This is a genomic window from Ruegeria sp. (assembly GCF_965243365.1).
GTDB lineage: Bacteria > Pseudomonadota > Alphaproteobacteria > Rhodobacterales > Rhodobacteraceae > Ruegeria.
Map to the genome: position 1 here is coordinate 1,586,585 of NZ_CBDEUW010000002.1, position 13,906 is coordinate 1,600,490.

Sequence of the window (13,906 nt, forward strand, 5' to 3'; positions counted from 1 at the left end):
AAGCGTTGAACCACGCTAGTCCTGTTTTTCAACCTCTCGCGCCACAGCTTCTGCATCTGCTTCGATGACCTCTGCCTCTTCGACCTCGTCGACCGGCTCAGCCTCTGCGGTTTCCTCAGACTCTGCCCGATCTTCAAGCGCGCCAACGATCAGCGGCAACATGTGAACACCGGTTGCCGTTGCAATTTCAGGCGTTTGCGGTGTCTGCCAGCTGAGCGTGTCAAAGCTGCCGCAATTCTGGCAGACCGGGGCCCATTCGGGCTGAATGTCATGACAATTTTCACAAACCCATTGCGGCCCACGTGGCGCATTCAAGGCGCGGGCCAACCAGCCCTGAACCACGGCGTCCGATGCACCCTCGCCCCGTTCAATCGCCGCCATCAGAGTATAGGCCCGCGCATCGCCCTGTTTCTCAACAACATCACCCAACGCGCGGCGGGCTTCGGGGAAGTCTTCCGCCACGATGTTAAGCTCTGCCAGGATCAGGCGGGTCTCCATATCTTCCGGATGAATTCGGGTCAGCGCCGTAAAGCGTTTGATCCGGGCCTCGGGGGATTCATCCGGGACGATTTCCGCAAAGGCATGGGCCAAATCAGGATGCGGCTGAGCCTCCCACGCCTTTTTCAGGATTTTGGTCGCGGGACGTGGCTTGCCCTTGGCGATATAGGCGCGGGCAGCCATGGCAGCGGCAGGAACCAGATCGGGTGACAGGCGATTGGCCTCAATCGCGTGTTCCTGCTGTTCGACCGAGGCGTCTTCGTCAAGAATATCCTTGGCCTCGGACAGGGCCAGAACCGCGTCGCGGCGTTTGAACACATCGCGCGGCAGATACCCCGCTTTCAGTTTTGAGGTTAGGGTCGACCGCGCACCGGCCCAGTCCTGCGCCTTGGTCTGCAGGTTCAGCAAAACGTCCTGCGTTTCTTCATGTCGCGGTTTTATGGCCAGAGCCTTTTCAGCCAGCTTGCGGGCCGTTTCGTCATCCCCCTCAGCCAGTTTCTGTTTCATGATCCCGCGCACGCCAACAAAGCGGGTGGCATTGTTCGTCACCAGCTTCTTGTAGGTTTCGGACGCCTTTTTCGTGTCACCGGTCATCTCAGCCGCCTGCGCGACCAGAAGGTTGGTCAACTCGGGCTTGTTCAGCAGTTTTTCCGCCTTGTGCGCCTTGGTCATCGCCATGCGCCCTTCGCCCGAGGCCAGCGCCATCAGACCGTCCGCCAGCGCCTGATACCCACGCTGTTCACGACTGCGGTCGAAATACCGCGACAGCGCAGTTTCATCGCCGTTCAGGAATTTCAGCGTCGCGATCAGAAGACTGAGCAGCTTGAAGAACAGCCAGACCGCAAAGACCAGCAGGCCCAACGCGATGGCCGATTGCAGCGGCCCCAGAGTGTATTCCGTACCCGCCACGGTGACCTGAACGCCACCGCTGGATTCCATGAGAAAGCCCGCCCCCGTGGCCAGCAGACCGATAATCGCAACAAAAACAAGGATCTTTAACAACGACCACAGCATGGCAGGTCCTTCAGTTCGAGTTCACGCTTGAAACAAGCGCATTTGCCGCTTCGACGGCATTCGCCCGTGTCTGGGCCGACTGCACCCAACCGGCCAATGCCGCTTGGGCGGCTTCGGGAAGAGCTTTGATTTCGGACAGCGCCGCCGACAGATCACCATCCGCAAGCGCGGCCTGCGCCCGTGACAGGATCGCATCCGGATCGTCCCCATCCTGTGGAGTTACCGACCGTGCGCCCGTTTGGCGCTGCAGAAACGCCACCAACCCGGTACTCTTATCCGCATCTCGCGCATCGGCCAGCGCCGTCCGGGCCGCCGGAGCAAATGAGGCGCTAAGGTCAGACATCGTGGCAACCCCTTTGTCGGCTGGACCAGACAGAGCCTCTGGCACCGTCACCCCTCCGGCTTGCAGTTCCGATACCAGATCGGCAAAGGGCTGACCCGCATCCAATTGGCTTACCAGCCGCGAAAGTGTGGCGGTGTTTGCCGCAGCCTGCGCATCTGCGGCTGCTTTGGTTTCCAACGCCTGCGCATCCGTCACCATCTTTTCAACCTCGGCCCGTTGTGCAGCCATGGCGTCCTGAAGCTTTTTCAGCTCGGCATCATAGGCGGCGGTTGCCTCAGCCGATGCACCCTGGGCGACAGGGCGGTTTTCCAGCGCCGTCAGTCGATCCGCCAATGGATCGACCTTTCCTGTCAAAGCATCAACGCTGGACTTGACCCCACCTAGGTCACTTTCCAATGGCACCAGCTTGTTCGAAAGCGCCGAGACCTGATCTGTCAGACCCGAAAGATCTGGCCCATCGGACAGAGTTTTCGACAGCTTGGCAATCTGTTCCGATTGATCAGTCAGCTTGGCCTCAAGCGCCGCAATGGCATCCGCGCCATCGGAGCTATTGGAAAACAACCCGGCATTTCCGGCCGCAAATCCGATGGCCGCCGCGACAGCGCCACCCAACAGGGCCGGAACAAACCCGCCGCGCTTTTCCACCGTACGCTCAACGATCTTTTCCTGTTCCGCCGCTGGGGCAGATTCCACCGCTTCGGCTTCGGCTTCGGCTTCGGCTTCGGCTTCGGCTTCGGCTTCGGCTTCGGCTTCGGCTTCGGCTTCGGCTTCGGCTTCGGCTTCGGCTTCGGCTTCGGCTTCGGCTTCGGCTTCGGCTTCGGCTTCGGCTTCGGCTTCGGCTTCGGCTTCGGAAGGCGCGTCCTCTACAGGGTCTTCAACGTCAACGGGTGTATCGACAGTGTCCACCTCGGGTTGGACGGTTTCGCCTTGACCCACGTCTTGCGGGTCGGGGCTCTCAACCGGGTTCTGATCGGATTTCTTTTTACCAGCCACCGCCACATTCCCCTTATCGATTCCCAAAACACCAGAACTGCGAACTTGTCCAAGTTAATCCGGGCGCGGCGTGCTCTCAACCCGCATCGCAAGTTTCACAAGCTTTTTAACGGCTTTTCGCATTTTTCTGGGCGTCGGTTCTTTGGCGACTTTCAACCGGGTATAGCCCAAGGATTTAAGGGGGTCCGCAGTCGCTTCGCTGATTGCCGCAAGCCACAAAGGCGCGGTTCCGGACCAGACATCGGCAAATTGTCGCGCCGTACGGGGTGAAAATACTGGCGCGATAATTGGCGTATCGCCGATGGATGCTGCCATGGCCTCGTCTGTCAGAGGTAACAGGTTTTGCTGGTATATCGCCTGTTCAAAAACTGTCAGGCCCGACTCGGTCAGCCGCTCGGCAACATCGCCTCGGCTATGCTCACCCCGCAGATGCATCAAGGGGCTTTGAGGGTGTAGGCGCAGCAGGGTCGCAATCAGCTCTTCCGCCGTCGCACCGACCATCTGTGCATCCCAGCCCGCCCCTTTTGCCGTGCCCGTCGTTGCCGGGCCGACGCAATACGCAGGAAGATCACGATCGATGCCCATCGACGCTGCTGCATTAACTGCATTGGCAGACGAGAAAATGATCCCTTGCACACCGCGCGTGTCAGCCTGAATCTGCAAAGGTCTGATTTGTATCAGAGGGGAATGGATGACTTGCACCCGCGTCCTGGCGCGGGTTGGAAGTTGCGCAACAAACCTCTCAGAGGCGGCGCGCGGGCGGGTCATCAACAAATACAACAGGCGGCGCCTTCGGCCTTGGGATTGTTTGCGTCCGCGCAGGGTGATACCCCGCTTGGACATCATGATGCAACGGATCAGGCCAATGGTGCAAACACTTACCGTTCTGGGATTGGAAAGCAGCTGCGACGATACCGCCGCCGCAGTTGTGCGCCAGACCAACGGCGCGCGGGCCGAGATTCTGTCTTCGGTCGTGCATGGTCAAACCGAATTGCACAGCGCCTATGGCGGCGTCGTGCCCGAGATTGCGGCGCGCGCGCATGCTGAAAAACTGGATATTTGCGTTATTCAGGCTCTGAAATCTGCTGGTTTGGCCTTGCGCGACCTGGACGCCATCGCCGTCACCGCCGGACCGGGTTTGATCGGCGGCGTGATGTCCGGCGTCATGTGCGCCAAGGGGATCAGCGCAGCGACCAGCCTGCCCCTGATCGGCGTCAATCATCTGGCCGGGCATGCCCTGACACCACGCCTGACCGATGATGTGGCGTTTCCCTACCTGATGCTGCTGGTCTCGGGCGGGCATTGCCAATATCTGATCGCCCATGGGCCAGAGCAGTTCACTCGTCTGGGCGGCACAATCGACGATGCGCCGGGCGAGGCTTTCGACAAAACAGCTCGTTTGCTGGGCCTGCCGCAACCCGGTGGCCCGTCCGTCGAGGCCGAAGCGCGGTCAGGTGATCCCAGACGGTTCCGATTTCCGCGCCCTCTGCTGGATCGGCCCGGTTGCGATCTGTCATTCTCGGGCCTCAAGACGGCATTGATGCGGATGCGCGATCAGATCGCCGCAGAGAAGGGAGGCCTGACACAGCAGGATCGGGCTGATCTGTGCGCGGGCTTCCAGCAAGCCGTGGTGGATACCCTGGCCGAAAAGACCCGGCGCGCTTTGGCCCTTTATCTTGCAGAGCAACCACCCGTTCCGGTCATAGCCGTCGCAGGGGGTGTAGCCGCAAACTCGGCCATTCGAGCTGCGTTAGAGACTGTTTCGTCCCAAGCAGGCGCGTGCTTCACCGCGCCCCCAATGGCCTTGTGCACTGACAATGCGGCCATGATCGCCTATGCCGGGATCGAGCGGTTTCGCACCGGTGCCCGGGACGGGTTGGACCTAATGGCACGGCCCCGGTGGCCGTTGGATCAGACCAGTCCGGCAATGCTGGGCAGCGGCAAGAAGGGTGCAAAGGCATGAGCGTTTCCGTTCTGGGATCAGGCGCCTTCGGCACCGCACTGGCGATTTCACTGGCCGGAAACGGACCGGTCACCCTGTGGTCCCGGTCAGCCGAGCAGGCCGACAGGATGCAACAGACCCGACGGAACGCGACTCGCCTGCCAGATGTACCATTGCCGCCCACCATTTCGGTTACATCGGACATCACTCAGGCCGTCGAAAGTGATATTCTATTGTTGGCCGTCCCGATGCAAAAGCTACGCGGGGCGTTGCAGGATTATGCACCTGCGCTGGCCGGTAAAACTCTGGTTGCCTGCTGCAAGGGGATCGAACTGACATCGGGCCTTGGGCCAGTATCGGTCATTCGCCAAGTCGTCCCGGAGTCGCGCCCCGCTTTGCTGACAGGCCCCAGTTTTGCCGATGACATCGCCCGTGGTTTGCCCACCGCCTTGACGCTTGCCTGTGCAGACGGCGCTTTAGGCGAAACCTTACAAGCCGACCTGACAACCGCCAATCTACGCCTGTATCGCACAACGGACATAATCGGGGCCGAGTTGGGTGGGGCGTTGAAAAACGTCATGGCAATTGCCTGTGGCGCAGCCATCGGCGCGGGCCTGGGCGATAGCGCGCGTGCTGCGCTGATGACCCGAGGCTTTGCCGAGATGCAACGTTTTGCAACCATGCGCGGCGCCCAGGTGGAGACCCTTATGGGCTTGTCGGGGTTGGGCGATTTGGTGCTTACATGCTCGTCCGACCTGTCCAGAAACTATCGTTTTGGCCTGTCTTTGGGTCTGAATCAGCCTTTCGACAGCAGCACAACGGTAGAGGGTGTCGCCACCGCCCGCGCGATGGCTGATATCGCCAAAGCCGAGAGGTTTGACATGCCTATCAGCACGACAGTGGCGGAACTTAGCTATGGGGCTTACAGTGTCACTGAGGCAATCCAAACTCTGCTTAATCGCCCACTCAAGGAGGAATGATATGCTGATCGCTCTGATCGCGCGCGACAAAGACGGCGCATTGCAAACCCGATTGGACAATCGCGCCGCGCATCTGGCCTATATCGAAGAGACTGGCGTAGTTGCGCAGGCCGGGCCCTTGCTGAACGGGGATGCTATGATCGGGTCGCTGATTATTCTGGATGTCGAGGATCTGACAGCGGCGCAATCCTGGGCCGACAATGACCCCTACGCCAAGGCGGGCCTGTTTCAGTCTGTAGACCTGATCCCCTGGAAAAAGGTGATTGGCTGATGGCGTATTGGTTATTCAAATCGGAACCTTCAACCTGGAGCTGGGATCAGCAGGTCGCCAAGGGCGAGGCAGGTGAGGAATGGGACGGTGTGCGCAACTATCAGGCCCGCAATTTCATGCGCCAGATGCAGGTTGGCGATCGCGGGTTCTTTTATCATTCGCAAAAGGACAAGGCGATTGTCGGTATTGTAGAGGTCTGCGCCGAAGCCCATCCCGACAGCACCACGGATGACGAACGGTGGGAATGCGTGGACATCAAAGCGGTACGGCCATTTGTGACAGCAGTCACGCTGGAGCAGGTCAAGGCGGAGGAACGATTGTCCGAAATGGTTCTGGTCAAAAGCTCGCGCCTATCCGTTCAACCTGTGACCGAAGCAGAATGGCTGGCGATTTGCGCGATGGGTGAGACCCAACCGGACTGAGCGACTCAACGCCTGAGGGCATAAACCTTCTCAAAACACCAATAAAGTGGTATGTTTTGCAGGCTGCACCAAGCTGGGGGCTGTGGCTGTCGCATATTCTACGGTCGCCGTTCTTTCGTGGTGTTGCCCGAATGTTAGTTCGTCTTTTCGAAAGCAACGACCCATGTCTGACGTTGAAAGCAGCGATGGGACCAAAGAAGACATTGCTGCTGAGTTGAGTACAAAAAGCTGGGAAGCGCGCCTTGAGATTGCGCGAAAGCAGCGTGCATCCGCGCTAGCGGAGGCACGAGTCTCTGCTGCGCCAAAGACCGCGTGGGAGCTTCAGGAGAACATCTTTCAGGACAATGAGCCTGTAGAATTGGGCGAATCGAAACTTGAACAGGTTGTGAGCAAAACCGCACGGCCCAAAGTTCCCGCCAAGCGCCGACAAGGACAAATCCCTCACCGGTTGGCCTTCATCGTTGCGGGTGCAATGCTGTGCGGTGCGTTTCTTCAATGGGCAGCAACAAGTGTCTGGGCCGGCTGGCGAAGCCCTGACGCGTCGGCCCAGGTCAGCCTGAACGCCGCTACCTTGGAAAACCCGACAGGCTCTGATTCTGACGTTCAGCGTGTCAGTGCAGGACACGACCAGTCTGAACCTGCAGTGCCTGTCATATGGGCGGATGAACCCGACATCCTGACGCTCAAGGATATCGAAGTTCCCACCGTTCGCCCGCCAAAACCCGATGTTGCACCGGGACCTGCTCGCCATGTGCCGCCACCGGCTGCAATCTCTATGGAAGCCCTGCCCCCGCCCATGATGCCGGGTTTGGGCGAAGCCGTTACGCCCAGGCCATTGCCTGAGTTTGTGGCCAACTACGATCAGGACACCGCAATTCCCAAGGTGGAGGTGGCACGTTCCGAGATAAGTTCAAAACCCCAGAAGCCTTTGGCCACAGCAGTTTCACTTTTTGTACCGATGGGCGTTGCGAACGAAGCCAGCGCGAACGCGTATACAATATTGTCATCAGGTCGCACGGATGTGGTGACCACCGCGCGAGTTGGTTATTCCGTGAAGGCAACGCAGGTCCGTTACTATCACTCAGATGATGCGGAGTTGGCTGATCAGGCGGCAGAATCTCTGGGCGGTATTTCCCGCGATTTTACAGACTCCGGGTCCAAGACGCGACCGGGTCATATCGAGGTCTATCTGGCCGGATCTGGGGGCGGTCGGGCCCGGACATACCAGCAAAGAACGGATCCGGTAGAACGGATTCTTGCGCGCATCTTTGAAGAATTCAGATAGAGTTTGCGGGAAGGCCCCGGCGATGCAGAACCTTCCCTACCCCACGTGCTCCCGACTCACCACACGCGTATAGAATTTTTGGTTCTGACCGTCCTGGTCACGGATTGACGCTAGCCGAATATATGCAGCAAAATCAAACGCCAAGTTTTTAAAATATAATACAAATGCGAAACGCCTGCTGATCGGGGCAGGCGTTCCAATCGAAAATACAGCGATTAGCCGTAAACCGCTTCTTTGCCGAAATGCTTGGTCAGCATGTAATAGACAACGGCGCGGTATTTATTACGCTCGGACATACCGTAAGTTTCCAGAGCTTTATTGATGGCGTCCATCAATTCCGGCCCATCGGACAGGCCCAGCTTTTTGATCAGAAAGTTGTTCTTGACCGTCTCCAACTCACCTTCCTGGCTGGCCGCAACAGTAGACGCATCGGCATCATAGATAGCTGGTCCGCAGCCGATGGTCACTTTGGTCAGCAGATCCATATCGGCGTCCATGCCGCATTTGTTTTTCAGATCATCCGCATATTTGGCGATCAAGTCATCGCGTTTTCCCATAGTTCACTCCTGATAATTGGGTCGTTTCTGGCAATTGCCGCACTGCAAATACGGTAACGAGCGCATAAATTCACACAAAGGGAAAAATCGGCGGCTTTCCCCGTACTGGTTCCGAGCTACCCGGCGACTTGATTTCCATGCATCATTATTTAACATTTTTGTTAAATAATGATGCAGGAGGTTACCATGCCCGTTTCCCTTCCAAACGAAAGCGCTGAATACAGAGCCGCGCGCAACGCCCTGTTGACCGCGGAAACTGAATTGAGAGCCCGTATTGAAGATGTGGCAGCCCTTCGGCGCAACCTGCCCAAGGGCGGGATACTGCCGCAGGACTATGCGTTTCAGTCCCTCGACGGAAAACCAGCGCCGCTATCGTCTTTGTTAGGGTCGCATGACACCTTGGCGATCTATTCGTTAATGTATGGGCCAGAGGCAAAAAGCCCTTGCCCCATGTGTTCGGCATTTCTGGACGGGTTGGACGGACAGGTCGCGCATATCTGCCGGAAAATCGCCCTTGCCGTGGTGGCCCAAAACACACCTGAGAAGCTGTCAGAGCTCAACTCGCAAATGGGATGGCGCAATCTGCCGCTATACTCGTCCTTGGGCACCGATTACCAACGCGACTATCTGGCCGAAACACCTGATGGAAGTCAGCTGCCCATTCTGAACGTGTTCCAAAGGGACGGCGACAGCATACGCCATTTCTGGAGTTCAGAGATGTTCTTTGAGCCCAGCGACTGGCACCCACGGCATATCGACAGCGCATGGCCGCTTTGGAACGTTCTGGATTTCACGCCCATGGGTCGCGAAGACTTTATCCCGCCACTGCGCTGACGGATGACGTCAAAAAACGGCGACCGCGATGGCCGCCGTCTTAATTCTGCAAAATGTCAGACTTCAGTACCGATAATGCTCGGGTTTGTACGGGCCTTCGGGTTTCACGCCGATATAAGCGGCCTGATCGCTGTCCATCTGGGTCAGCTTCACGCCGATACGGTCCAGATGCAGGCGGGCGACTTTCTCATCCAGATGCTTGGGCAGGATGTAGACCTTGTTTTCGTACTGATCGCCTTTGGTGAACAGCTCGATCTGCGCCAGAACCTGGTTGGTGAAGGACGCCGACATCACAAACGAAGGGTGACCCGTTGCGTTGCCGAGGTTCAGCAAACGGCCTTCGGACAGCAGAATGATACGGTTGCCCGAGGGCATCTCGATCATATCCACCTGTTCCTTGATGTTGGTCCATTTGTGGTTCTTCAGGCTGGCCACCTGAATTTCATTGTCGAAATGGCCGATGTTGCCGACGATGGCCATGTCCTTCATCTCGCGCATATGCTCGATGCGGATCACGTCCTTGTTGCCGGTGGTGGTGATGAAGATATCCGCGCTGGCAACTTCGTCTTCCAGCAGGGTGACTTCAAACCCATCCATGGCCGCTTGCAGAGCACAGATCGGATCCACTTCGGTCACCTTCACACGAGCGCCTGCGCCGCGCAGCGAGGCAGCCGAGCCTTTGCCTACGTCACCATAACCGCAGACCACGGCAACCTTACCGGCCATCATGGTGTCGGTGGCGCGGCGGATACCGTCGACCAGCGATTCCTTACAGCCGTATTTGTTGTCAAACTTCGACTTGGTGACCGAGTCGTTCACGTTAATCGCCGGGAACGGCAGGTGGCCGTCTTTCACCAGCTGATACAGGCGGTTCACACCGGTGGTGGTTTCTTCGGACACGCCCTGGATCTGGTCGCGCATCTTGGTGAACCAGCCGGGGCTTGCCGCCATGCGTTTGGCAATCTGCTTCTTGATCACCTCTTCCTCTTCCGAACCGGGTACGGGGATGATGTCTTCACCCGCTTCGGCGCGGGCGCCCAGCAGGATGTACAGTGTCGCGTCGCCACCGTCGTCCAGGATCATGTTCGGGCCATCATCGAACAGGAAGGATTTGTCCAGATAATCCCAATGCTCTTCCAGCGTCTGGCCTTTGATGGCGAAAACCGGAATGCCCGCTTCGGCAATCGCAGCCGCCGCGTGATCCTGGGTTGAGAAGATGTTGCACGATGCCCAACGCACATCTGCGCCCAGCGCGACCAGCGTTTCGATCAAAACGGCTGTCTGGATGGTCATGTGCAGCGAGCCGACAATGCGCGCGCCTGACAGGGGCTTGCCTTCACCATATTCCGCACGCAGGGCCATCAGGCCCGGCATCTCGGTTTCGGCGATATCCAGTTCTTTACGGCCGAACCCGGCCAGTGAAATGTCTTTTACAATGTAGTCACTGCCCATAGCACCTCTCCAATTAAACCGAGGCAGCGTCTAACATTGACATCGCTGTCCTGCAATGCGTAACCGGGTGCCATATCAAGACGAAGGCAACGCACCGGAATACCCGGCAGGTAAAAAGTACATTCAGATGGTGAATACATCGCAACAGCTGGGCTTTTCCGCGTCCGGGCCGGCCAGGAACCGCAAGGCCATAATGTTCTGCTGCGACCAGAACTATCTTGTGTTTGCGGCACATGCCGCATCCCAGATCGCAGATCTTCATCCGCAGCGTGATTTCGATATCTGCATCTGCTTTGACAAGCGCCCGGTCTCGGTCCCCGACACGCTGGACCATCTGAACATCCGCCTTTGCCATGTCAAAACCGGCGACCTGTTCAAAGGGCTGCGTCTGGACCGTGGCAAGAGCCACGATGTCTACCTGCGTCTGGCCTTGCCGCTGGCCTTTGCCGACGACTATGACCGCATCCTCTATCTGGACAGCGATATTTTTATTCAGGGTGGCGATTTCAGTTCGCTGATGGACGTGGATTTCGCGCCCCATCCCATTGCAGCGGTCCGGGACAATACCCAATGGCGCACGCCAAAGCGCAGGCCCAAACAGTTCAAAACCCTGAATCTGCCCGCCGCGCCCTATTTCAACGCAGGCGTCATCCTGATGGATGTGACACGCTATAACGAACAGAACCTGTTGGATCGCTGCCTGACACTGGGCAAGGAACATGCCGACATCATGATCCGGCATGACCAGAACCTGTATAACTCCGTATTGCAGGGGGATTGGGCCGAACTCAGCCCGATGTGGAACTGGCAGTTTACCTGGTCGTCGCTTCTGTTTGCGATGCAGATCGAACCCCATCTGGTTCACTTCATCGGCAAGACAAAACCGTGGAAAGATCCAAAAGGCGAACTCAGCCCGCGATTTGCGAAGGCGATGCAGGCCTTCTCGGAACGGTATTTTCCGGACCTCGATGTCTTACAGGCTGCAGGTCAGCCGCTTGCCCCAGACAGCGCCAAAATGCGCAAGATGCTGCTGAAGCACTTCGTTTCGGGCGCCAGGACTCAGCGTTATCTCAATCGCTTTTCAGACGATCTGCAGGTCATCACGTCAAGATCACGGTAACAATATTCAGCTTGGGATGCCGTCCGGGGTGATCTTTGGTACTGCCTCAAAAAAGTCTGTGCCCACGGCCACGATACAACTAATTCCGTTGGGCTGTGTCACCAGAACGGTGTAGCTGCCCGTTTCTTTTGAAGTCCAGACCTCCATAACCGATTGCGTATTGCGCGATTTCTGCAATCCACCAAATGCCAGCTCTTCCGAGTAGCTGTCTTGCAGCTTGGTGATGATGTGATCGCGCTGCGCGCAGGTCTGAGCCAAAGCAGGCGGCGCGGTGGCGGCCATGCCAAAGGCCAGTGATATTCCAAACAAACGCTTGAACATAGCAAGCTCCTTTCGATACGAGTTTCGATCGAGAGGGGCACACCGGGAGGAGCATGCGCCCCCCTCGGTATTTATGTCGGGATCACCACGTGCCTGTGCAAAGCACGAATGCTCAAGAAAAAGTTGGCAGCTGGTGATCTTGACAGGTAAACTATACCACAAAAATGCGGCGCAATCGCGGCTGTTGAGACGGGGCATGGCATAATGGCAACACAAGCACGGGCGTGGCAAAGGATGCTGTCGGGGCGCAGGCTGGATTTACTTGACCCGACGCCAGTGGATATCGAGATCGAAGATATCGCCCACGGACTGGCCTTTGTGGCCCGCTGGAACGGACAAACACGCGGCGATTTCGCCTATTCCGTGGCCGAACATTCCCTTTTGGTCGAAGAACTGTTTGGCAAGATTGCGCCCAAAGCACCGGTGAAATGGCGGCTGGCGGCCTTGTTACACGATGCGCCGGAATATGTGATCGGAGATATGATCTCGCCCGTGAAATCCGCCGTGGGACCGGGTTACGGCGCGCTGGATGACCGGTTGGCTGCGGCAATCCACATCCGGTTCGGCCTGCCTGCTACCGTGCCGAAAACGGTGAAGCAGCAGATCAAGAAAGCCGACAAAATCAGCGCCTGGATGGAGGCGACGCAGATTGCGGGGTTTTCAGAGGCGGAGGCGACGAAGTTCTTTGGTCGGCCGAACAAAGCGGTGATGGAAGGGCTTGAGATCAAATTACGCCCGCCGGTTGAGGCTCGGCGGGCGTATTTGGTCAGGCACAAAGAACTGTTGGCATCCGTATAGTTTAGTTAAGAATTTGCTTATCGGCATCCAAAGTAGCCATCCTTCAGAAGAAAGGGGCCATCACCTATCATCTGGTTGGGTATTGAGTGCTTTCATTATGTAAGCAATCGCAAAAAAGATCCCGGCAGTTCCAAGAGGTGTAAGGTAAACGATTGCAGCTTGTGCGATCGAAGAGCCGCCAAAAGGTAGACGGTCCACTCCCAAAGCTTCTGCAACGGTCAGCAGAGTTAAAACGGCTGTAGACAACGCTAGGCAGCCAAAGACAACGTGTGGCTCAGACATAGTTTTCCCCATAGTGGTGATTTCCAAACTACACCGATGAGCAAAGTATTTCAACATCTTTGATCAACTATGATCAGTAGTGGATCGGTCTATATCTTGTGTATGAGATTCACAGTCTCGCAATTTTTACCACTTTTACCCATATTTAGATAAAATTAATGTGTCTGCACTTGCTCTCTCTTGTAACCTTCGCTATAAATTTGCATGGCACAAGCAATCGACCACCATTCATCATGAAAAAGCAACCATGAGCACCAAGGTCAAATTCCCGGAGCTAAGTGAGATTCTCTTAATGACCGGTTTGACCATCAACAGGGTCAGCACCATTACACGAGTGTCACGAAATACGCTCGCCGCAATGAGGGACGGTCAACGTGTAAGTACAAGCTCAGTAAGTAAGCTACTTAATGGTTTGGAAAACGAAGAGGGGATCGACGTTCGCGATTTTCGCACGACCCTTCAGCGTAGAATAGCCAAGCCAAATCAGAACAAGATAGCTTCAAATGGCGGGTCTATGATGTTGGCCGTCGATAATACTGCCAATGGCGGCTCTGGCAGACGTACATCCGCCAGTATTGCTGCGGACTTGCATGCTCGCATGAAAACCTGCGCCGAACTGGCCTCGGAACTGGCAGACGCGGCGGCGGATGGCGATCACGATGTAAACCAAGATGATCCTCGGCATATATTTAGATTTCACAAAAGGCTTAACGCAGACCTTGAGGAAATCTATCTTCAGTTTAAGCAATTGCTAACGCAAAAACATGATGACCAAATTTGAGATTTGCTTGCAC

The 13,906-nt window shown here is 56.8% G+C and carries 16 protein-coding genes; 9 read left to right on the forward strand and 7 right to left on the reverse strand.

Annotated elements, in window-relative coordinates:
* Positions 1 to 15: 15 nt before the first annotated feature.
* Genes ACP0GE_RS11555 through ACP0GE_RS11565 form a run of 3 tightly spaced genes read right to left on the reverse strand, consistent with a single transcriptional unit; the run spans position 16 to position 3,616 of the window.
* Positions 16 to 1,512 carry a heme biosynthesis protein HemY gene (locus ACP0GE_RS11555; RefSeq protein WP_424832095.1) on the reverse strand — a complete coding sequence of 499 codons (1,497 nt, stop codon included), beginning with the start codon at positions 1,510 to 1,512 and terminating at the stop codon, positions 16 to 18.
* Between the two features lie 10 nt (positions 1,513 to 1,522).
* The gene (locus tag ACP0GE_RS11560) at positions 1,523 to 2,848 is read right to left on the reverse strand and encodes a COG4223 family protein (protein WP_424832096.1); all 1,326 of its coding nucleotides are present in this window, start codon (positions 2,846 to 2,848) and stop codon (positions 1,523 to 1,525) included.
* A gap of 54 nt (positions 2,849 to 2,902) precedes the next feature.
* A complete protein-coding gene (locus tag ACP0GE_RS11565) occupies positions 2,903 to 3,616 on the reverse strand; it encodes a uroporphyrinogen-III synthase (RefSeq protein ID WP_424832097.1) in 714 nt (237 codons plus the stop codon).
* 97 nt (positions 3,617 to 3,713) lie between these two features.
* Between ACP0GE_RS11565 and tsaD the strand changes: the two genes are divergently transcribed.
* From tsaD to ACP0GE_RS11590, 5 genes are all read left to right on the forward strand, one after another.
* Entirely contained in the window at positions 3,714 to 4,811 is a 1,098-nt protein-coding gene (gene tsaD, locus ACP0GE_RS11570) for a tRNA (adenosine(37)-N6)-threonylcarbamoyltransferase complex transferase subunit TsaD (RefSeq protein WP_424832098.1), read from the forward strand.
* Positions 4,808 to 5,770, forward strand: a complete 963-nt coding sequence (locus tag ACP0GE_RS11575; RefSeq protein ID WP_424832099.1) for an NAD(P)H-dependent glycerol-3-phosphate dehydrogenase — start codon at positions 4,808 to 4,810, stop codon at positions 5,768 to 5,770. Before tsaD ends, ACP0GE_RS11575 begins: the two co-directional genes overlap by 4 nt.
* A 1-nt stretch (position 5,771) precedes the next feature.
* Positions 5,772 to 6,041, forward strand: coding sequence for a YciI family protein (locus ACP0GE_RS11580; RefSeq protein WP_424832100.1), 270 nt, complete (start codon positions 5,772 to 5,774; stop codon positions 6,039 to 6,041).
* Positions 6,041 to 6,463: an EVE domain-containing protein gene (locus tag ACP0GE_RS11585; protein WP_424832101.1), complete on the forward strand. Its 423-nt coding sequence runs from the start codon at positions 6,041 to 6,043 to the stop codon at positions 6,461 to 6,463. Before ACP0GE_RS11580 ends, ACP0GE_RS11585 begins: the two co-directional genes overlap by 1 nt.
* A gap of 163 nt (positions 6,464 to 6,626) precedes the next feature.
* Positions 6,627 to 7,748, forward strand: coding sequence for a hypothetical protein (locus ACP0GE_RS11590; protein ID WP_424832102.1), 1,122 nt, complete (start codon positions 6,627 to 6,629; stop codon positions 7,746 to 7,748).
* A gap of 215 nt (positions 7,749 to 7,963) precedes the next feature.
* On the opposite strand, the gene ACP0GE_RS11595 is transcribed toward ACP0GE_RS11590, so the two are convergent.
* Positions 7,964 to 8,305 carry a DUF2853 family protein gene (locus ACP0GE_RS11595; protein WP_424832103.1) on the reverse strand — a complete coding sequence of 114 codons (342 nt, stop codon included), beginning with the start codon at positions 8,303 to 8,305 and terminating at the stop codon, positions 7,964 to 7,966.
* 186 nt (positions 8,306 to 8,491) lie between these two features.
* Between ACP0GE_RS11595 and ACP0GE_RS11600 the strand changes: the two genes are divergently transcribed.
* Positions 8,492 to 9,139 carry a DUF899 family protein gene (locus tag ACP0GE_RS11600; RefSeq protein ID WP_424832104.1) on the forward strand — a complete coding sequence of 216 codons (648 nt, stop codon included), beginning with the start codon at positions 8,492 to 8,494 and terminating at the stop codon, positions 9,137 to 9,139.
* A gap of 63 nt (positions 9,140 to 9,202) precedes the next feature.
* Here ACP0GE_RS11600 and ahcY read toward each other — a convergent pair whose 3' ends face one another.
* Positions 9,203 to 10,591, reverse strand: a complete 1,389-nt coding sequence (gene ahcY / locus ACP0GE_RS11605; protein WP_424832105.1) for an adenosylhomocysteinase — start codon at positions 10,589 to 10,591, stop codon at positions 9,203 to 9,205.
* 67 nt (positions 10,592 to 10,658) lie between these two features.
* On the opposite strand from ahcY, the gene ACP0GE_RS11610 reads away from it, so the two are divergent.
* Complete coding sequence (locus tag ACP0GE_RS11610; RefSeq protein WP_424832106.1) at positions 10,659 to 11,711, forward strand: glycosyltransferase family 8 protein; 1,053 nt, start codon at positions 10,659 to 10,661, stop codon at positions 11,709 to 11,711.
* 6 nt (positions 11,712 to 11,717) lie between these two features.
* Here ACP0GE_RS11610 and ACP0GE_RS11615 read toward each other — a convergent pair whose 3' ends face one another.
* Complete coding sequence (locus tag ACP0GE_RS11615; protein WP_424832107.1) at positions 11,718 to 12,032, reverse strand: hypothetical protein; 315 nt, start codon at positions 12,030 to 12,032, stop codon at positions 11,718 to 11,720.
* Positions 12,033 to 12,236: 204 nt separating this feature from the next.
* Between ACP0GE_RS11615 and ACP0GE_RS11620 the strand changes: the two genes are divergently transcribed.
* A complete protein-coding gene (locus ACP0GE_RS11620) occupies positions 12,237 to 12,830 on the forward strand; it encodes an HD domain-containing protein (RefSeq protein WP_424832108.1) in 594 nt (197 codons plus the stop codon).
* Between the two features lie 60 nt (positions 12,831 to 12,890).
* Here the strand turns inward: ACP0GE_RS11620 and ACP0GE_RS11625 are convergent, their stop codons facing one another.
* Complete coding sequence (locus ACP0GE_RS11625; protein ID WP_424832109.1) at positions 12,891 to 13,112, reverse strand: hypothetical protein; 222 nt, start codon at positions 13,110 to 13,112, stop codon at positions 12,891 to 12,893.
* A gap of 247 nt (positions 13,113 to 13,359) precedes the next feature.
* Here ACP0GE_RS11625 and ACP0GE_RS11630 point away from each other — a divergent pair, with 247 nt between their 5' ends.
* A complete protein-coding gene (locus ACP0GE_RS11630; RefSeq protein ID WP_424832110.1) occupies positions 13,360 to 13,893 on the forward strand; it encodes a hypothetical protein in 534 nt (177 codons plus the stop codon).
* The last annotated feature ends 13 nt before the right edge of the window (positions 13,894 to 13,906 follow it).